General features: G+C 54.5%; 16 protein-coding genes and 1 pseudogene. 5 read left to right on the forward strand and 12 right to left on the reverse strand.

Features of this window, described 5'->3' with window-relative positions:
• Positions 1–356 (reverse strand): annotated as a pseudogene (locus AC2FEE_RS23090) (transposase); the annotation flags it as partial.
• Positions 357–1091: 735 nt separating this feature from the next.
• On the opposite strand from AC2FEE_RS23090, the gene bfr reads away from it, so the two are divergent.
• The gene (gene bfr, locus AC2FEE_RS23095; RefSeq protein ID WP_496867798.1) at positions 1092–1577 is read left to right on the forward strand and encodes a bacterioferritin; all 486 of its coding nucleotides are present in this window, start codon (positions 1092–1094) and stop codon (positions 1575–1577) included.
• A gap of 242 nt (positions 1578–1819) precedes the next feature.
• On the opposite strand, the gene AC2FEE_RS23100 is transcribed toward bfr, so the two are convergent.
• The 9 genes from AC2FEE_RS23100 to AC2FEE_RS23140 all read right to left on the reverse strand — a co-directional run bounded on the left by AC2FEE_RS23100 (position 1820) and on the right by AC2FEE_RS23140 (position 11344).
• Positions 1820–2443 carry a class I SAM-dependent methyltransferase gene (locus AC2FEE_RS23100; protein ID WP_496867799.1) on the reverse strand — a complete coding sequence of 208 codons (624 nt, stop codon included), beginning with the start codon at positions 2441–2443 and terminating at the stop codon, positions 1820–1822.
• A 9-nt stretch (positions 2444–2452) separates the two neighbouring features.
• Positions 2453–3199, reverse strand: a complete 747-nt coding sequence (gene pssA, locus AC2FEE_RS23105; RefSeq protein WP_496867800.1) for a CDP-diacylglycerol--serine O-phosphatidyltransferase — start codon at positions 3197–3199, stop codon at positions 2453–2455.
• Between the two features lie 12 nt (positions 3200–3211).
• On the reverse strand, positions 3212–3886 hold the full coding sequence (locus tag AC2FEE_RS23110; protein WP_496867801.1) for a phosphatidylserine decarboxylase: 675 nt from the start codon (positions 3884–3886) through the stop codon (positions 3212–3214).
• Positions 3887–4232: 346 nt separating this feature from the next.
• Positions 4233–5204, reverse strand: coding sequence for a D-cysteine desulfhydrase family protein (locus AC2FEE_RS23115; RefSeq protein ID WP_496867802.1), 972 nt, complete (start codon positions 5202–5204; stop codon positions 4233–4235).
• Between the two features lie 61 nt (positions 5205–5265).
• A complete protein-coding gene (locus tag AC2FEE_RS23120; protein WP_496867803.1) occupies positions 5266–5994 on the reverse strand; it encodes a TSUP family transporter in 729 nt (242 codons plus the stop codon).
• A gap of 37 nt (positions 5995–6031) precedes the next feature.
• A complete protein-coding gene (locus AC2FEE_RS23125) occupies positions 6032–6772 on the reverse strand; it encodes an aspartate/glutamate racemase family protein (protein WP_496867804.1) in 741 nt (246 codons plus the stop codon).
• Between the two features lie 27 nt (positions 6773–6799).
• Positions 6800–8038 (reverse strand): NAD(P)/FAD-dependent oxidoreductase, encoded by a 1239-nt coding sequence (locus AC2FEE_RS23130; protein WP_496867805.1) that lies wholly within the window; start codon positions 8036–8038, stop codon positions 6800–6802.
• Between the two features lie 4 nt (positions 8039–8042).
• Complete coding sequence (locus tag AC2FEE_RS23135) at positions 8043–10256, reverse strand: TRAP transporter permease (RefSeq protein WP_496867806.1); 2214 nt, start codon at positions 10254–10256, stop codon at positions 8043–8045.
• Positions 10257–10336: 80 nt separating this feature from the next.
• Complete coding sequence (locus AC2FEE_RS23140) at positions 10337–11344, reverse strand: TAXI family TRAP transporter solute-binding subunit (protein WP_496867807.1); 1008 nt, start codon at positions 11342–11344, stop codon at positions 10337–10339.
• Positions 11345–11472: 128 nt separating this feature from the next.
• Between AC2FEE_RS23140 and AC2FEE_RS23145 the strand changes: the two genes are divergently transcribed.
• From AC2FEE_RS23145 to AC2FEE_RS23160, 4 genes are all read left to right on the forward strand, one after another.
• Positions 11473–12441: a LysR family transcriptional regulator gene (locus tag AC2FEE_RS23145; protein WP_496867808.1), complete on the forward strand. Its 969-nt coding sequence runs from the start codon at positions 11473–11475 to the stop codon at positions 12439–12441.
• A gap of 261 nt (positions 12442–12702) precedes the next feature.
• Positions 12703–14160: a xylulokinase gene (gene xylB / locus AC2FEE_RS23150; protein WP_496867845.1), complete on the forward strand. Its 1458-nt coding sequence runs from the start codon at positions 12703–12705 to the stop codon at positions 14158–14160.
• Positions 14157–15116 (forward strand): aldose epimerase family protein, encoded by a 960-nt coding sequence (locus AC2FEE_RS23155; protein ID WP_496867809.1) that lies wholly within the window; start codon positions 14157–14159, stop codon positions 15114–15116. The genes xylB and AC2FEE_RS23155 overlap by 4 nt, the downstream gene beginning before the upstream one ends.
• Positions 15106–16407: a cytochrome-c peroxidase gene (locus AC2FEE_RS23160; protein WP_496867810.1), complete on the forward strand. Its 1302-nt coding sequence runs from the start codon at positions 15106–15108 to the stop codon at positions 16405–16407. Before AC2FEE_RS23155 ends, AC2FEE_RS23160 begins: the two co-directional genes overlap by 11 nt.
• On the opposite strand, the gene AC2FEE_RS23165 is transcribed toward AC2FEE_RS23160, so the two are convergent.
• Positions 16408–17919, reverse strand: a complete 1512-nt coding sequence (locus AC2FEE_RS23165) for a CRTAC1 family protein (RefSeq protein ID WP_496867811.1) — start codon at positions 17917–17919, stop codon at positions 16408–16410.
• Positions 17909–19126: an ROK family protein gene (locus tag AC2FEE_RS23170; protein ID WP_496867812.1), complete on the reverse strand. Its 1218-nt coding sequence runs from the start codon at positions 19124–19126 to the stop codon at positions 17909–17911. The genes AC2FEE_RS23165 and AC2FEE_RS23170 overlap by 11 nt, the downstream gene beginning before the upstream one ends.
• Between the last annotated feature and the right edge of the window lie 140 nt (positions 19127–19266).

A 19266-nucleotide genomic window follows, 5' to 3' on the forward strand; every position in this document is an offset into this window, starting at 1 on the left:
GAATACTGCTCAGTAGCGCTCGCGCACCGATGTAGTCACTGACTTGGCCAGCGGTGACAAAAAGGCTGATCGGTCGCGTCGATCATCACGGTCTTTTCCTCGCCGTGTTCGGCTGCCAAGCCGACCATCATCCGAGCGAAGATACCTTTCTCACTCCAACGCTTCCACCGGCTATAAAGCGTCTTGTGCGGTCCGTATTCTTTGGGAGCGTCACGCCACCGCAACCCATTGCGATTGATGAAGATAATCCCGCTCAGCACCCTCTTGTCATCGACCCGTGGCTTGCCATGCGACCGCGGGAAGAAAGGGGAAAGTTTGGCCATCTGCTTGTCAGTCAGCCAGAAAAGGTCGCTCATATCACCGCTCCGTTTTTCGAACCGTGAATTATGCAGCGCTTTCAAAATCAATGCATCCTGACCCTAGCTAAAAGATCAGAAAAGAATTCCAGGATGGCTTTAGATTAATGCTAAAACATGTAATTGCTCGGAAATCGACCGGATCAAAAAAGGCCAGGTTTTGCTGCGTCCAGTGAGGGTTTCGGGATCGAGTGAGAAAACGGAAACTGTCGTCGTCACTCTTTTTACCGCTTCGAACACGCGGTCCAGCCAGCAGCAGGGCGCAAGCCTGATCCAAATAAACACGCGAGGACGATCGGCACTACAGTGCAACCACGCGTAGATGATTGACGATCTGCATCGTCCTCTCCTGCAGCTCGGGCGCATTGAGAGGGAGGACGTCTTCCTTTGGATTTCAATTGATTGCCTGCATCTTGATATGGGACCACTTCAACACGCAATACCTGACAATGGTACTAAGGTTTAATCCGTACACCAACTGATCTGCAAAATGCGAAAACCCGGCAGGTTCGGCATTGCAGTGCCGGGGGGATCGCACCGTACTCAGCCCGGAAGCAATGACGATCGCGCTTTGCCAGTTCCCAGGATAAAACTAACAAGAATCGTCGGAATTTTGGTTAGTTAACTGAAGGTAAAGGGTAATCTGTTGATTTTGGAACAATTCTAAAAAATGTTAAGATCAGCCACCGAAAACCTCGTCCAAGCAAGGCGATCATGAAGCCATGGAGGCCATTTATGAAGGGTGACAAAAAGGTAATCGAATATCTGAACAAAGCGCTTCGGCACGAACTGACAGCCGTCAGCCAATACTGGCTTCACTACCGCCTCCAGGATGACTGGGGACTTGGGAGCATGGCCAAGAAAAGCCGGGAAGAATCCATCGAGGAGATGGAACACGCCGACAAATTGATCGAGCGGATCATTTTTCTTGAGGGCCATCCCAACCTGCAAAAACTGGACCCGCTAAGGATCGGAGAGAATCCACGAGAAACTCTGGAATGTGATTTGGCTGCTGAGATAAGCGCTCGTGCCCTCTACAAGGAAGCGCGAGATGTCTGCAAAGCCGCAGGTGACTATGTTTCCATGGGTTTGTTCGAAAGCTTGATGTCAGACGAAGAAGGCCACATTGATTTCCTCGAAACGCAGTTGGAACTCTATGACCGCGTCGGACCCGAGTTGTTTGCTCAACTGAACGCCACCAAGATGGAAGATGCCGACTAAACTGCGCTGACACCCAATGGCGTGTAACTTTCCGAAAAATCCAGAATTTTCTTCGGTAAAGCATCATCGCCCCACGAATGTCGTATTATCTCGCGGAAGATCGCGGATTTATGACACTTCAATGCGCGCACCCCGCGGTTGCAAATTCGACTCGCAGAAGAGAGAATTTGTTAAATTGGCGGGCGGAAAGGATGTTGCTCGGTTCCGTGTTTAGGGCCGCAAAACCTTCTTTTAGAAGACTGTTACGCGACCATTGTTTTCTTCAATACCAAAAAAGTCATCATGCCCAGCGGAGGAATTTGTCTTTGTTCTTCGACGGCAAGCGCATCCTCTTTCAGCACCGTTTCAATCTCAAAATCGGAATGCCAGCCGATTGTATTTGCAAGTGGCGAAAAAACCCTTTCCAGAGAAGCAAGCAGTCCCCGGTCTCGTTGGAAATGGTTTGTAATCACCACTTTGCCACCCGGTTTGCAGACCCTGGCTATTTCCGTCATCACCCTTTCCGGGTCCGGAACGACGGACAGAACGTGCATCGCCGCAACCGTATCGAAATGGTTTTCTGGAAAATCAAGCGCGCGGGCGTCCATTTGCCTCAACTCGGTGACATGACTGAGCGACATAGCCTTTACCTTTTTGCGGGCCTTTTGCAGCATCTCCTCGCTGAAATCGATCCCTGTCACCTGCGTCTCGGGCCCGTAATGCTCCAATGACAGCCCAGTGCCGACGCCAACTTCAAGAATCTTTCCAGCGCGTCTGTTGATATATTCAACCGCGTGTTGCCGCCCGGCATTGGTGATGGCTCCAAACGTCTTGTCATAGACGGGTGCCCAACGAGCATAGGAGGTTTGAACGGCTTTGATGTCCATATCGAGTCCTTAACGGTTAGAAGTAGTTTTCCTGTCGGACCATGCCCACGCGACCACCACCACATATGTGAGACAGAGTGCGATCAGCGTGACCCAGGCAAAGGTCAGGAGCGCGGCACCTGCAACGGCGACGCCGATGAGGAAGTACTTTACGTTTTCACGGGAGATTCTTGTGGTCTTGAACGACCAAGTCGGTATGTGGCTTACAAGCAGAAGACCGATTGTCACCATGTAGAGGCAAATAAAAATACTGGGCAGCAATGGGGCATCCGCGAAAGCGAAGGACAGATACATTGGCATCATGACCAGCAGGGCTCCAGCAGGGGCGGGGACGCCCTCGAAATAGGCGCTGTCCTGATCGCAGGTCTCAGATTTGCTACCCACATTGAACCGGGCAAGGCGCATGACGCAGCACACCGCAAAAAACAGGACTGCAAGCCACGCAGCACTGCGTATATCCTGCAAGGCCCAGAAATAGAGAACGAGCGGCGGAGCCACTCCGAAGTTCAGGAAATCTGCAAGTGAGTCTAGCTCGGCCCCCAGTTTGCTGTCACTGCTGAGCAGGCGGGCAATACGTCCATCCAACCCATCCAGAACACAGGCGGCAATAATGAGCTGCACCGCCAGCACGTAGTTGCCCTGAACTCCAAATCTGATTGCTGACAGGCCCGCGCAAATAGCCGTTATGGTTAACGCATTGGGAAGCAAATGGATCAGCGCAAACCCTTTCTCTCCCTGTTCGGATGGTTCTGCCACTGATCCAACTACCTACTTTTCTTCGGGTATGTGCAAACTGGCAAGGACGGTCTCGCCGGCAATCATCGTTTGCCCGACACGTACCTGCGGGTCCACCCCATCGGGAAGATAGACATCCAGCCGTGACCCGAAGCGGATCAACCCAAATCGCTCTCCGGTTTGCAGCGCGGCGCCGGGTTTTACAAAGCAGACGATCCGTCTGGCCACCAGGCCGGCAATCTGGACAACGGCCAGGTCTTGACCGTTCGTCATACGGATACGCAGGCTGTTGCGCTCGTTGTCGGCACTGGCCTTGTCCAGGGATGCGTTGAAAAACTTGCCGGGGCGGTAAGCAACCGCGGTAACCTCACCTTCAATGGGCGTCCGGTTCACGTGACAGTTGAATACACTCATGAACACACTGACACGGGTGAGAGGCGCATCGGGCATTCCAAGCTCGTTCGGCGGCACCGCCGCTTCGATCAGCGAAACCACCCCGTCCGCAGGGCTGACAATCAGCCCTTCTCCTGTCGGAGGCACGCGTTCCGGATCCCGAAAGAAATAGTAGCACCAGACTGTGAGGCCGACGCCAATCCAACCCAGCACTTCGGACAGAAGAAATAGGCCGACCGTTATGGCGGCAAAGATTGCGACAAACCGAATACCTTCCGGGTGCATCGGCTTGATGAACGTATCGCGCATGCGCATCGCAAAATTTCCCTCAGGTCAATTGACGGCTCTTTCATAAGTGGATTGGTAAGGAACGCAAGTGTGACTACCACGGCCAGCACCAAATCGATGGCAACGTGGTTAAGTTTTTTTGTTGCATAAGACACGAAATCTACTTCGTGACCGCCAGTCATTTGGATCTCACAACGCAACTGATGCATACAGTTGGAGAGGCAGAGGTAACGGATGATGAGGAAATGCTTCACGCAGAGACAGCGATATAAGGGAGTCACCCAGCATACCTCTTCACCATTACCGAAGCACTGACAGGGACTGGGGTAAAAGTCGGAAGTCGCTGGTGGTGCTGTCTTCAGCGGTTTGTTTCTCAGGATTGGTTGTTTATCAACTCTCTTTGGTATCCGAAGAGTGCAGGCAGGCCACCCGTGTGCAACATGACAACTTTCTGCCCCGGTTGAATTTTTCCCGTGCTCACCAAATGCAACAACCCCGCAAAAGTTTTCGCAGAATAGACGGGATCAAGGAATATTCCTTCGGTACGAGCCATCTTTTCCAATGCAGCCTGCGTCATTCCATTTAGTTTGCCGTAGCCGGGAGGCAGCGCCTCATCCAGAACGTTGACCTTGTCCTGCAATGGCACTGCGTCGATATCCAACAAATCCGCCAGTTTCTGCAGAACGGTATTCATTCGGACCTTTTGCTGATCGCGATCTCTGCGCACGCAGACTCCGAACACAGTGGCGGCATTTTCTTCCAGCTCTATTCCAGTCAACATGCCTCCATGTGTTGCACCGCTACCTGACGGAACAACGACTGCGTCGAAACTCGGCATCTGCTGGCACAATTCCTGTCCGGCGACGACATAACCCAAGGCACCCAAGGGTGGATGGTTCAATCCCAAGTGAATGACATAGGGTTTGCGCCCTTGAGCCTTCAGTTCTTCGGCGCGTGCATGCAACGCAGCGTCGGCACCGGCTTCATCTTCGCCCTCGGGATAGCTCAATTGCTCAGCGCCCAGAATTTGTGCCAACAGAACATTCCCGGAACTGTAGTACTCCTCGCTCATATCCGGCACACGCTCTTCCAGTTGCAGGACGGATTGCATACCCAATTTGGCCGCTGCAGCTGCCGCAGATCGAACAAAGTTGGACTGAACGGCGCCGGTGATCAGAATGGTATCGGCACCTTGTTGCTGCGCATCGCCAAAGTAGAACTCGAGTTGCCGCGTTTTGTTTCCGCCAAAGCCAAGACCGGTCAGGTCATCGCGTTTCAGCCAAAGGTCTATGCCCAATTCCACAGACAGTCGGTCCAACCGCTCCAAGGGGGTTGGACCGGTCATGAGTTGAACCCGAGGATACCTGTCCAGATTGTTTTTTTTCGTCATCGTCAGCCCTTCGATTTTATGCGATCGTAAATGCGCGATGAAAGAGAACACTGCACGCAATCAAAGAAACCACGCGGATAGCCGTTGTGACTAGCGATTGTGGTAAGCAAGGGCCTACTACGCGACCGAGAAGGCTGCCAATCAGCGTGAGCGCGAGGAAGCCCCATAGCTGCGGGCCATAGTTGAAAACTTGCGCCTCTGAAACGCTGTGCAACAAAAATGCGATGCCGTATGCCACCAGCGCAATGGGTTGAACCAGCTTTGCAACTTCTTTGGCTGGGCGGCCTTTTGCAATCAATCCGAAAACCATAAGAGGACCCGGTGTTGCCGCCCAAACGGTTGCCAGCCCAGACAACCCTGAAACAGTTGAAAATCCCGCTGTTCCAATGGAGCGGCGCAAGGGCAGCAAAGTCGTCATAAGCCCGATCAACAGCAGGCTGGCCGTCAAGCCAAGGACAAACGCCTCACTCAGCAAGGGGTAGACTGCGAGGCCTGCAATCACACCGACGAGGCATCCGATGATCGCCGTGCGAATTGTCTGTTTGTCGGCTTTCAGCACGTGCCGGTCTGTCGCTACCGCTGAAACAACGGTGTTCAATAGCAGTAGCACGGGAACTGCCGTCGAAGTACCAAGCAGGATCATCATCGGCGGGCCTGCAATAATACTAAACCCAATGCCCACACCGACTTGCAGCATTGCGCCAAGGCCGATGGCAGCCATCAGGATGGCAAGGTCAACGGACACTTATTTCCCCCAAGTCCCGCGCAGTACTGCTGTCCCTTTACGCCCAAGGCATGATTCCGGCGTAGGCTTTGCGCGTCGCAACGGTATGCGCCATCTGCGCCAGTGTCGTCAAATCGAAGATTGGAAGTTGCAGCTCTTCCTGAAGGCGCGCGGCATATGGCGGCAAATCTGTACATTCCAGTACCAGTGATCGCATATCCGGTGCTTGGCGCTTTAATCGCAGCGCGGCTTTTAGGACTTCGTCCTCGATCAGATCAGTATCCATGCGGGTGCGCGTGTTTCGCAAAATCACCTCAGCGAATTCGCTGGTGTCCTCTAACCCTTGCACTGCGACGGGAATATCGGCGGCCCCAACGCCTTCGAAATGCCTCTGTGTCAAGGCGGACGCATCTGCGGTCAGAACACCCACCGGAGCGTTTGCGCCGGTCATGTGAAATGCAAGGGGCACCTGGATCAGGCTGGATGCGAAGACAGGCACGGAGACTGCCGCCGCCAGTTCCTTTTGAAACAAGGCAAGAAAACCGCAACTGCCCGTGATGGCCCGAACACCCTCGGCCTCGAGCCGTTGTGCGCCCTCAATGAACGGAGCGAGCAATTCGGGTGTTGGATTGTTCAGTAGGGTAGGGACAGTGACACCGTCGATCATTTCGTAGAGCACCGGAAACGGCAGGCTGGACGGGTTCTTTATGTGCCCGGGCGGTTTCGGGAAATAGCTTTCAAGGCACAAGACCCCGATCGAAGCCCCGCAGATATTCTGTCCGCCCGTGTAAACTGGCATGGTGTTCAAGTCCTTTCGATGCGGAAGTTAAAACCGGGCCAACGAATAGGGCGCCAGATCGATATTTGGCCTGCGCCCTGAGACGAGATCGGCCACAAGCTCACCGGTCTTCGGGGCCATCATAAGCCCGTAATGAGAATGCCCGAACGCAGCGTAGAGCCCGTCGCTGCCGTTGAGCGGCCCAATTGCGGGAAGGCTGTCAGGGAAAGAGGGACGCCGTCCCATCCAGAACCGGGCCTGACTTGTATCAAGATCCGGAACCATGGATTTGGCCTGTTCGGTCAGTATCGACTCCTTGCGCGGATCGGCAGGGGTATTGATGCTGGCAAATTCGGCCGTGCCAGCGATCCGCAGGCCGCCTTGCATCGAACTTGCAACCACCTTTGCGTCGACGTCCATGACCGAATTGTTCAGAGCGGCTGAGGGCATGGGAAACTCAACGTGGTATCCTCGTTCAGCAGCCAGCGGCACGGGCAGCCCCAGTGGTTTTAGCAGGTCAGCGGACCACACTCCGGCGGCAATGACAACATGGCGCGCGCGCAGTGTTTCGCCCAACGTGGCCAGTTGCCAATCGCCGTCCTCGCCGCGGGTCAGCTTGGTGATTTCAGTCCGTACAATCTCGGCGCCTTGCGCGCGTGCTTTTTCAGCCAGAACTGCGCCCACACGCCCGGGAGATGTCGCGCGGGCCTGACCTTTGATCACAATCGCGGCCTTGAACTCCTCTGTCAGTGCGGGTTCCAGGCGCCGCAACTCCTGACCGCCAATACGCTCCAAATCGCCGCCTTTTTCCCGGCGGATCAAATAGCCAAGCCCGTCCAGGTCGGCTTCTTCCGGGTTGCGGAATGCATGTACGTAGAAGCTATCGGCGATCAGGTCTTCGTGTCCGGTGCCATCCAGATGCCGACGGTACAAATCAATGGAGGGACGACACAAAACCTCCATCGCGTCTGAGACTTCGCGCACAGACTTTTCGCCGGACTTACCCAGAAAGCGCATCCCCCATGGGATCATCTTCGGCCAGAATCCCGCCCGGACAGACAGTGCGCTTTTCGGGTCCAACAGCATTTGGGGTAGTTTCTTCCAAATGCCTGGAACGGCCTGCGGAATGATCGACCAGGGTGACACCACGCCCGCATTGCCGAACGAGGTTTCTTGCCCCGGGTCACCCCGGTCTACAAGACGGACCGTTATGCCCCGCTCTTGTAGAGACAGTGCGCAACAGATACCGACGATCCCTGCGCCGATAATGGTAACTTGCTCTGTCATCGTATCAGGCCGGAGATTGGCTGCGATTACGCGCGATCAACTGGGTGACGATGACCGGCGAGGCCACTGCCAGTGCTATTAGGTCAGCTGTCAGACTCGGGGCAACGAAGATCACCCCCGCGATTGCCATCAGAACACGCGACGCGAGGTTCAGTGGCTTCAGCCAGTAACCGACCACTGCTGCGGACAGGGCAATAACACCGGCTATGCAGCTAGCTGCGGTATATGTGAACTCCCACAGATCAAACCCGGTTGAGGACACAAACAGCAGAACCGGGGCGTAGACAAAGGCCATTGGCGCGATCACTTTGCCCAGCCCAAGGGTAAAGGCGGACAACCCTGTTCGGAACGGGTTCGAGTTGGCAATGGCCGCTGCCGCATAAGCTGATGTACAAACGGGAGGCGTGATCTCAGACACCACGCCGTAATAAAGCACGAACAGGTGGCTAGCGATTGGCGGTACGCCCAGTTGCGCCAGCGCAGGCTGCGCGACCGAAACCAGCATGATGTAGAGAGCCGTGGTCGGGATGCCTGCACCCATCAGGATGCAAACGATGGCGATGAATACCAGCGAGATGAAAAGCTGAAGGTCTTCCATTGCAAACAGCTGGAAACTACCGAACGAGATCATGTTGTAGAGATCTGACGCCAGATTGCCCGCGCCTTGCGTTACCATAAAGCCGATGCGAAAGCCGATACCGGTAGTGTTGATTACGCCAACCACGATGCCCACCGCGGCAGCCGCCGCACCCACGGCCAGCGAGTATTTCACACCCAGTTCCACTGCGGCCAGCATCTCGGGCACTTCGATCCGTTTCTGCGGGTTGAGCGTCGCAACCACGGACAGGGCACACAGGATCGCCGTCATGGTCAGGTCGAATCCACCATCTGAGAATTTCCACAACACGAAGGCGAGAAATGCTGCGGCATAGATCAGCGTTGGTGGCTGTTTGATGCGCGACATGCCCGCGATCACGGCAAGAGAAATGCCGCAGAAGGCTGACATAAATGGCGTATAGCCTGTGAACAATACCACCAGCAGACCGATAAGCGGCACAATATTTGCCCAGCCCTCGGCCCAGACGGCTTGGAGCTGCGGCAGTTGGTCTTTGGTCAGACCTTTAAGGTTCAGCTTCCGCGCCATCAGGTGAACAACGGCAAAGACGCCGACATAGTGTAGAAGCGCCGGGAAAATTGCTGCAATCACGATGGTCGTGTACGGCACTTCGAGGAACTCGGCCATGATGAAGGCCGCCGCCCCCATGATCGGCGGCGTGATTTGTCCACCAGCCGAGGACGCGGCCTCGACCCCGCCTGCAAAGTGGCCGGGGTATCCAAGGCGCTTCATGTTGGGAATTGTCAGCGCGCCGGTTGATACGGTATTGGCCACCGAAGAACCCGAGATCGTGCCGAAGAAGGCCGAGGATACCACCGACACTTTTGCCGGACCGCCAGTATAACGGCCCGCCAAAATGGTTGCGTTGTCGATGAAAAGCTGCCCCAACCCGGTACGCTGCGCGATCACGCCGAACAGGACGAAGTGGAACACGATGGTCGAAACCACCCAGAGAGTGACGCCGTAGATGCCTTCTTGCGGGAAATACATCGACGAAACGAAGGTTTTGAAGTTCACGCCGGGGTGCTGCAGCAAGCCGGGGAAATACGGCCCTAGCAACGCGTATGAGATAAACACACAGATGATCAGCGGTAGCACCCAGCCGAGCGTGCGGCGCGCAATATCCAGTACCAGAAGGATGATGACGACACCCAGAAACACGTCATATGCGTTTGGGTTGCCCATGCGGAACGTCTGTTCCTCGATTCCCAGTGCCGGGATGCCACGCCAGGCAATACCGACATAGAGCGCCGCAACGATGCCGAGCGCCATGAAGACCAGATCATAAAGGGGTATGTTGCCGATGCGGAACCGGCTGACCTTGAGGGCATAGAGGCTTTTGGCCCCGATAATCGGGATTGTCGCGTAGACCAGAATGAACAACAGGGCCAAATAGATACCCATGTGCCAGTGATCGGCAGGCAGGCCAAAACCTGCGGTGAGGAATTCATAGAACGCAAAGATCAGGGCAACGACACGCAGCACTTTGCCAGTGGTGGGCGTAACCTGCCGAACGGCGGCGCCTTCGTCGAACTGTTCCTCAATAGCGGCCAGTTCCTCGGCCGTCAGTTCGTGGTCATCAAGTTTCTGGGTCTCGGACATGATGGCCCCCCGATTTTGCAAAATTCCAGAGTACGGTGCCCCGCGCAGGGGCACCGTCGACAGGTGTCAGTGAGGTGTGGTTACTGAAGAAGCCCGGCTTCTTTATAGAACTTCTCGGCGCCCGGATGCAGCGGAACACCCAACGCCTCGACACCGTCCAAGGCTGTGTCCGGAGTGATCTGCTTACCCTTGGCGTGGCCGTTATCCAGCAGCTTGCGGGTGTTGTCGTTCCACAGGGCCTTGGTCAATTGATAGACCAGATCCTCTGACAGGTCCGACGAAACAACCAGCATCGCGCTGACCGCGGGGGTCTTGGTTTCACCGTCAATACCTTCGTAGACACCACCCGGAATAGCCGAGGGGATATAGGCGGGAATGATCTCGTTGATCTTGGCCAGATCCTCATCACTGAACGAGTGCAGGTTCATGCCCTTGGTCGAGGAGAGTTGCACCATCGCGGCAACCGGCCAGCCCGCGGCATAGAAATAGGCGTCCAACTGACCATCGGCCAGACGCTCGGCGCTCTGGCTGTTGTTCAGCTCGGCTTCGTCCATGTTGTCGCGGTTGACGCCCCAAGCGTCCAGCATTTGCAGTACGGCAACCTGTGTGCCTGAACCGGCTTGCGCGATTCCAACGCGTTTGCCCTCCAGATCGCCCAGATCGTTGATCGTCTCACCGGCTGGCAGCACCAGATGCAGGTCTTCAGGGAACAGGTTGGCCACGACTCGCAGGTTGGGATGAGGCTTGCCTTCGAACTTGCCCTCGCCCAGATACATCGAGCGCGTGACGTCGGCCGCGGCCAGACCGGCTTCAAGCTCACCGTTTTGCACGGCGGCGTTGTTGAAGACTGATGCGGTGGTGGATTGCGCAATGGCGATCAGGCCGGGAACGCCACACTGCCCGCCCTCTTCGCACGGGCGAGAGCCCGGAGGGGCTGAGATGCCGTTGGCGATGGTGCCGCCAATGGGAAAATAGGTGCCGCCAGCGCCACCGGTGCCGATGCGGAAAAAGGTCGGGTCTTGTGCCAGTGCGGGGGCAGCCAGTGCGCCTACCAATGCAAGGCCAGTCAAGCATTTCACAAATTTCATCGTTGTCTCCGTTGTTGGTTCGTTGGATTCGGTTGGTCCGAACTTCGATCCTGAAAGCCTAAAGACAATTCGCATAAATACAAATTTGTTATATTTCAGAAAACTAAGGTTTCCTTTATATAGTGAGAATGAACCTGACGCAGCTCACCGTATTCCGCGAGGTGATGGAAACCGGCTCCATCTCTCAGACCGCCAAGAAACTGAACCGCACACAGCCTGCGATAAGTCTTGCGTTGAAGAACCTTGAAAAGACGCTGGGCCTGCCATTGTTCGAACGCAAGGGAAGGCGGCTGGTGCCGGTGCCTGAGGCGCATTATCTACTGGCTGAGACCACCGGTATTCTGGACCGTCTTGCGACGATTTCCAGCACAATGGAAGGGCTGATCAAAGGGCATTCCGGCAGCCTCAATATCGCAACAATGCCGGGCCCGTCCGCTTTTTTGTTCCCACGTTTTATTAGCCAATCGGTCGGTGAGAACCCAGAGATACGCATCACTTTGTCAACGCGCAGCTCGCCGCAGATTATGGAGCTTGCCGGGACGCAGAATATAGATTTCGGCTTCGCGGACTTTGAATACTCGGCTAGGAAAGAGCCTCAGTATTCTGCCGAGCTGATCCGGGCGGATTGTTTTTGTGCCGTTGATCGTGACAGCCCGCTTGCTTCCCGCAAAATCTTAACAATTTCCGATCTCGACGGGGTTCCTATGGGGGGGCTGCATGCCACTCATCCATTCCAAAGTAAAATTCGGCAAGAATTTCAGGATGTATCTGCTAACTACAATCCAACGGTGACCTGTCAGTACTTTCTGCCGTTGATACCCTTTGTGAGCTCAGGTCAGTGTTATTCGATCGTGGATCCGTTGACCGTAGCGACTGAACGGGAGCTACACCTTTCGAACGGAAAGGTTACGTTCTTACCCTTCGAGAAACCGCTCAGATATGAATACGCGCTCCTTGAGCCTGACCACCGACCACCGTCTCAGCTAGCTTTAAAGATCAAAGCAGGTTGGAAAGCCGAAGTTTTGAGGATGTTGGAGCAGGTGAACGCCAACCCTAATGCTGTATGTATTGATGAAGCCGTAGCCGCTCGGAGCTGAATTGCTGGCTTCTTCATCCATCTGCTGTTGGTGCTGTAACAATACGCTACAATCGCATTCAACCGGTATGGATTTCGCAAGAAGATGCGCTCTGCCGCGTTTGCCTAGTGGTGGGGCTTGGCGCGGCACAAGGGGCGGCCTCACTGGTGTGACTAAGAAGAATTCAATTCTGACTGAAAGCCCCTTTCTGTCAGCGCCTTGACAAGACCTCTACATATATTAATTTCAGTAGGTAAAATAAATTCCTGGGGGTGGTGTCGAATGTACTTGGGATTGGATTTGGGAACGTCGGGTCTCCGGGGGATTCTGGTAGATGACACCGGCCTTGTCTTTGGTGATGCCGAAGTCAGCATTTTGACCTCTTCGCCAAATCCCGGTTGGTCTGAGCAGAACCCTCTGGACTGGATCAACGCTTGCCAAGAGGTTGTTGGGAAAATCCGCGCAGACAACGAGCAGGCTTTTTCCAAACTGCGCGGTATTGGCCTAAGCGGGCACATGCATGGTGCGACACTTCTGGATAAAAGTGGTGAGGTGCTAAGACCTTGTATTCTTTGGAATGACACGCGGTCCGCTGATGAGGCAGAGATACTGGATCAAACGCCGGGGATGCGCACAATCTCAGGGAACATAGTATTCCCGGGGTTTACAGCGCCAAAGCTCGAGTGGTTGCGTACGCACGAGCCAGATGTGTTCTCAAAGGTAGGCAAAGTATTGTTGCCGAAAGATTATTTGCGGTTTTGGCTGACGGGAGAGTACATTTCGGACGTGTCAGACAGCGCGGGAACATCCTGGTTGGACGTCCAGACGCGGCAGTGGTCGGGAAAAGCACTTTCCATGGGTCACATGCGGGCCGAGCAAATGCCTCGCTTGATCGAGGGCAGCGATCCGGGTGGAGAGCTCAAGGCTGAGTTGAGACAGGAGTGGGGGCTTTCGACTCCGGTTGTCCTTGCAGGCGGTGCGGGCGACAACGCTGCCGCAGCTTGCGGAATCGGGAGCATTAACGACGGTGCGGGGTTCGTTTCACTTGGAACATCCGGTGTGTTGCTGGTTGCGAGAGAATCCTGTGCGCCTGCTCCGGAAACTGCTGTGCATTGCTTTTGTCATGCCGTCCCCGATAGGTGGATACAAATGGGCGTCATACTTTCCGCAACTAACAGTATGAATTGGTTGTCGCGAACTTTGGGTGAACCGGTGGAAAAACTCGCTGCAGCGTTACCCGGCAAGTTGAATGGGCCTTCATCGATCACTTTTCTGCCATATCTTTCAGGTGAACGGACACCGCATAACGACAGTCGAATCCGGGGCGCATTTCTGGGTGTAGACGTGTCGTCCGAACCTAATGACTTAACCCAGTCCGTGATGGAAGGCGTTGCATTTGCAATGAGAGATTGTCTGGAAGCGTTGAAAAGCACCGGAACCCAGCCGCATAACCTGATGGCGGTTGGGGGAGGCGCGCGATCCCGGTTTTGGTTGGAAACCTTGGCCACAGTTTTGCAGGTTTCACTGGACGTGCCCAAAGGTAGCGAATTCGGTGCAGCAATGGGCGCTGCACGCCTCGCAATATGTGCCGCCAACGGCGCCGATCCGGCACAAATCATGATTCCACCTGAAATCGAAGAACGAATCGAACCTCGCAACGACCTGATTGACACCTACGAAGACGCATACAGGCGCTACAAGCAGTACTACGCGGCGCTCGCGCCACTTTCAGCAAGATGAAACCAGAAACGAATACGTTTGGTCAGATTGAAACGGCTCTTCTTGCCGATGGAGCAATGCGCCTTTCAGTCCTGAACTACGGGGCTATAACGCAGGGCTGGTGGTACAAGGGCGTACCGCTCATTCTTGGGTTCGAAGATCCGAAAGTGTATCTGACCGATACCCGTTACATGGGCGCGATTGTCGGGCGGGTTGCAAATCGGATTGGTGGTGCAGGGTTTAACCTGGGAGGCGCCCTTTTCCAGCTAAGTGCCAACGAAGGCGAAAACAACTTGCATGGTGGCGAGGACGGACTCTCCAAGCAATTCTGGAACATTGAACGGATTGCTCAGAATGAGGTTTTTCTAAGTTACGTCTCACGCGACGGGGAAAGCGGTTTTCCCGGCGAAGTAAGGTTTGAGGTTAGGATCAGCCTGCAATTTCCGCGTTTGGTTTATTCGATGGCCGCGCAGCCTGACCGGCCAACTCCGATAAGCTTGACGCAGCATAATTACTATACTTTGGGTGGTTCAGAGGGAGTTGATGCGCACAAGCTGAAGCTTGCTTCAAACCGATACTTGGAAATCGACGATCAGGGAATTCCCTCGGGCCAAGTGCGTGCGACCAAAGAAAGCGAACTGGATTTTTCAACGCCCAAAACAATTGGATGTGTTTCGGAGACGATCGATCACTACTTCTGCTTCGATCACGATCATGACCCATCGGTTCCGGTCGCTAAATTCACGGCACCCTCTGGTCTTACGCTAAGTGCCTATTCCGACCAACCCGGAGCGCAGATCTATTCGGGGTACAAAAAGGCAAAGTCACTTTGTGTTTCGTCCGGTTTGTGCATTGAGCCATCGGGTTACCCTAACGCACCCAATATCCCAATGTTTCCTTCAGTTATCTGCACCCCTGAGACACCCTACCGACAGGTGCTTACGTTAGAAATTTCTGAGGTTCAAAATGAGAGCTAGTTCGCTGTTTTTGACTATCAGCGTGTCGATCGCGAGCCTTGGTGGCGCGAACGCTCAGACGTTTGGCCCGCTGCCAGAGTTTCTTGAACCAGATTTCGCGAGTGTCGAGCTTGGGCGTTTGCTGTTTTATGACCCGATATTGTCAGGGAACGAAAATATCAGCTGTGCAACCTGTCATCATCCCAGGCTTGGCACCTCAGACGGCCTTTCCCTTGGCATTGGAGAAGGAGGGATTGGGCTAGGCGCAGAGCGCAGGTTGGACCCAGAGAACACCCCTGAGCAACGTATTCCGAGAAATTCACCCGGGCTGTGGAACCTCGGGGCCACTGAATTTAAGACGTTTTTCCATGATGGCCGACTGGATTCAGACCCAACGCAACCTGAGGGTATTAGAACACCGCTGGGCACACACATGAGATCCGGTTTCAAGTCGGCGCTGGCGGCACAAGCAATGTTCCCGGTTTTATCGGCGGACGAAATGGCCGGTCACTATTCCGAGAATGATGTGAGCAAAGCGGTTCGCCTTGGTTTTCTGACACAGCGAGGCGGTGCGTGGGACCTGATAGCGACACGTGTCGCAGCTATTGCTGAATACCGCCAAAGGTTTGAAGAAATCTCGCCAGATGATGGGATCACATTCACGGCAATTGCCAATGCAATCGCTGATTTTATTGCCTTCGAGTGGCGCGCGGATAACAGCCCATTTGATCGCGCAATGCGTGGTGAGGTCGAGTTGTCGCAGGATGCCAAACTCGGCATGGAGTTGTTCTATGGAAAAGCGGGATGCAGCAATTGCCACTCGGGCTGGTTCCAGACTGATCACAAGTTTCATTCGATTGCGATGCCGCAGATCGGTCCGGGAAAAGCGGCGCGATTTGAGAACCACGTCAGAGACGACGGTCGTCTTCGTGTAACTGGTAACCCCAAAGATGGGTTCGCGTTTCGCACGCCATCTCTACGCAACGTGACGCTGACAGCTCCGTATGGGCATAGCGGAGCATACGCCCGGCTTGAGGATATGGTGCGCCACCATCTGGACCCGGTGACGTCCTTACGAAACTACTCGATTGAGATGGCCCTGCTGCCAGCCTTTCCGGGCTCTGAAGATCAAAGTCCTCTGTTGGACGAACAGCACTTGGACGCGATCGCCGAAAGCAACAATCTGGCAAAAGTCGCCCTGACAGATCAAGAGATCGTCATGCTTCTCAGCTTTCTGAAAAGCCTCGAAGACCCAGCCGAGCGGCTCGGTATACCTGATCAGGTTCCAAGCGGTCTGCCAGTGGATCGATGATCAACGGTGAATTCGAGTGATCTGGTTGTAGGGGTGTTCCAGCCATTCGCTTGCCTCTCCATCCGGCCAGATCACGCGAACCTGCGCTCGATCCTCACTCCCAAGCCCAAAATGGTGAAGCCCGGCGATACCACTGGCGTGGCCGCCGCCAACTGTTATCTCGCGAGTCTGAACACCCTGCGAGGTTCTGACTTCGACAAACCCGCCCACAGCTGCACGGTTAGATTGGTTCTGAGAGATATCAAGCAACAACCAATTTCCGCCCTGTGACGTGTTTTGGCTGATTTCTAGTTCCGAACCACGGTTGATGACCACAAGGTCCATACTCCCATCGTTGTTTAAGTCTGCAAGGGCCGCTCCGCGAGATTTCGCCATCGACGCAACAGCGGCGTTCGCTGAGGCTTCGGAAAACGAACCATCGGAGTTTTGCAAAAGAAGGTTGTTGGGATCGTTCATAGCGGCGTCCGGCATTTGTTCAACATTGCCTTTGGCGACGAATATGTCGTCCCGACCATCATTATTCACGTCACCAAACTGTGCGTGCCACCCGGTTGATGGCCTTCCGTCATTACCGAGATGAGGCCGATGGGCTGTCGTGCCCATTTCATAAGTAGCGTCGCGCCAAGTTGGGCCGTTAGTTTCAGGATCAAAAACCTGAAGTTTTTGGTCGCCCATAGACGTTAGATAGAGCTCGGGAAAACCGTCTCCGGTCAGATCCCGTGAGGCGATCCCCATTCCCCAGATTGAATAGGGTAGCCACCCTTCTTCGAGCGCATACAGCCGTGGTTCAGGTTCCATGGCCCAAAGCTGCTCTTGACCACCCCGCACGTAGTAGTGGCGGTCGTTACTGACGCGAAGGTCCGCGCGCCCGTTTCGGGCCCAATCCGAGAACAGAATGGACAGCGAACAAAACCCTGGTTCAAGATGTTGTGGCGGTCGGTAACTGCCCTCCTCGGGGCGATAAAGCAGGGTCGGACCGCAAGACTGGAATGGGCCTTCGGGGTCGAACCGATCGACATAAGTTCCAAACGCCAAGGTTGGTAAAGACTGCCCATGTTCCCAAGTGGCCGAGAAACCCGTCGTCCAGTGATCCTCGGACTGAAAACCAAGGTTTTCGAAAGGGCTGAATTGGCAGCCCGGATGGCCTTTGAGAAGGAGGTCTTTGCCTACACGCAAGATTGCTAAATCTATTAGGCCGTCGCTATCCACGTCCAATGGATACGCCCCGCTTACCCCGGTCAAGGAAAGCTGGTCAGGCGTCTGAGCTTGAAAAGAGATCTCTTCCCGCGATGTGTTTCTGAACAATTGAGATCGATTTGATCCGCCTGCCAGAAACAATTCGGGCAGTGCGTCCCCGTTGCAATCGAACACGGCCACGCCGCCGCCAACGAAGTGTTCCCAGCCGCCATCGTAAACATGCGGCGGTATTTCAATGCTGACAAACTCGGGGATTTTTGTCTCCGCGCTGGCGACTGTGGCGAAAACCGATAATGCCGCAAGGTCAAATCGCATTTGCTGCAAGTTCCTTAACTTTAAGGATCGAGATTTGTTCAATCCCGTACGCGGCTGCGCCCTTGGCCCACATAAGGTCGCCCCAATGGTGCACTTTGATTTCAGGCAAAGGCGCGTCGACGCTGATGACGCCACTTCGGATGCGGGCCATAACCTCATCCGTACAAAGATGTTCGAAGCTCTTTTGCGGGCCTGATACGATAATACACTCTGGGTCGAACAGGTTGATCAGATTGGACAGGCCAAGTCCGAACATCTGACCCGCGCGGGCAAGTACCGAAGCCGCTCTTTCATCGCCGGAAATGGCGCGATCCTGTATGTCGGACACGGTCTTTAGTTCATTATTTTGTCCTGTCACTGTCATTTCCCGGACCAATGCGTAGTCCCCGACATAGGCTTCAAGACATCCGCGTTGACCACACTGACACAGGGCTCCGTCAAGCTGCACTTTGGTGTGTCCGAACTCAGCTCCGCAACCTCTTTCTCCGCGGTACAGTTTGCCATCGAGAACGATGCCAAGGCCGACACCATGTTCAATCGTGACGACGAGGAAATTTTTCAGACCTTTGCCCAGCCCAAATAGCTGTTCGGCTTTGGCGACAAGGTTGGCATCGTTTTCTACGAATGTGGGGCAAGGCAGTTGGTTTGAGAGTAAGCGGCTGAAATCAATGTTTCTTTCGGTTATCGATGATGACCAATGAACAAAGTTTCTGCTTGCATCGACATGGCCTGCTACCCCGATAGAGATGCCTGCCAGTTGCTCAACAGAGCCATCGATTTTTGCGCAGGCTTCACTAAGCGCAATGTGGATGGTCGAAACAAACTCTGCAGGCGACATTCTGGCGTTGTTTAAGGGAAACTTGTGTGAAGTAACTTCGTTGCCCTCAAAATCGACCAGAATGATCGAGATCATCTGGCGTGCCACCTTTAGTCCCGCCACAAGGAAAGACTGACCGTCCAATTGCAGCAAAACCTTAGGCCGGCCTCTTTTCACGGACTTGGATTGCGTTTCGCCTTCAATCTCTTTGACTAGCCCCGCTGAAATGAGATCGGCAGTCGCTGCAGTCACTGTTGCAGGGCTGGTCTGCAAGGCCGTTGCGATCTCGATCCGCGGAACGGCGCCCTTTGCTCTGATATGCTCCAACACCCGCAGGCGGGTTGTATGTCTTTGTTCCAAAGAAATCGGTGAGGCTTTGCTTTTCAGCATCTTGTACTCGCGAATCTTGCTGTTGGTCCAATCTATTTGAGATTTAGCGTTTCTTGTAGACTAAATATTTTACCGGCTGAAATAAATATGGTAATTAGAACTGTCAGAGCCGCGAATCGTGATGCGATGGCTCAGCAAAT

Source organism: Ruegeria sp. YTSC199 (assembly GCF_059609725.1).

Bases quoted from the DNA above. Each gene is read 5' to 3' on its own strand.
- bfr (WP_496867798.1), top strand. From the start codon at position 1,092: ATGAAGGGTGACAAAAAGGTAATCGAATATCTGAACAAAGCGCTTCGG.
- AC2FEE_RS23100 (WP_496867799.1), bottom strand. From the start codon at position 2,443: ATGGACATCAAAGCCGTTCAAACCTCCTATGCTCGTTGGGCACCCGTC.
- AC2FEE_RS23115 (WP_496867802.1), bottom strand. From the start codon at position 5,204: ATGACCGGTCCAACCCCCTTGGAGCGGTTGGACCGACTGTCTGTGGAA.
- AC2FEE_RS23140 (WP_496867807.1), bottom strand. From the start codon at position 11,344: ATGAAATTTGTGAAATGCTTGACTGGCCTTGCATTGGTAGGCGCACTG.
- AC2FEE_RS23130 (WP_496867805.1), bottom strand. From the start codon at position 8,038: ATGACAGAGCAAGTTACCATTATCGGCGCAGGGATCGTCGGTATCTGT.
- xylB (WP_496867845.1), top strand. From the start codon at position 12,703: ATGTACTTGGGATTGGATTTGGGAACGTCGGGTCTCCGGGGGATTCTG.
- AC2FEE_RS23170 (WP_496867812.1), bottom strand. From the start codon at position 19,126: ATGCTGAAAAGCAAAGCCTCACCGATTTCTTTGGAACAAAGACATACA.
- AC2FEE_RS23110 (WP_496867801.1), bottom strand. From the start codon at position 3,886: ATGCGCATGCGCGATACGTTCATCAAGCCGATGCACCCGGAAGGTATT.
- AC2FEE_RS23135 (WP_496867806.1), bottom strand. From the start codon at position 10,256: ATGTCCGAGACCCAGAAACTTGATGACCACGAACTGACGGCCGAGGAA.
- AC2FEE_RS23165 (WP_496867811.1), bottom strand. From the start codon at position 17,919: ATGCGATTTGACCTTGCGGCATTATCGGTTTTCGCCACAGTCGCCAGC.
- AC2FEE_RS23155 (WP_496867809.1), top strand. From the start codon at position 14,157: ATGAAACCAGAAACGAATACGTTTGGTCAGATTGAAACGGCTCTTCTT.
- AC2FEE_RS23160 (WP_496867810.1), top strand. From the start codon at position 15,106: ATGAGAGCTAGTTCGCTGTTTTTGACTATCAGCGTGTCGATCGCGAGC.
- AC2FEE_RS23145 (WP_496867808.1), top strand. From the start codon at position 11,473: ATGAACCTGACGCAGCTCACCGTATTCCGCGAGGTGATGGAAACCGGC.
- AC2FEE_RS23125 (WP_496867804.1), bottom strand. From the start codon at position 6,772: ATGCCAGTTTACACGGGCGGACAGAATATCTGCGGGGCTTCGATCGGG.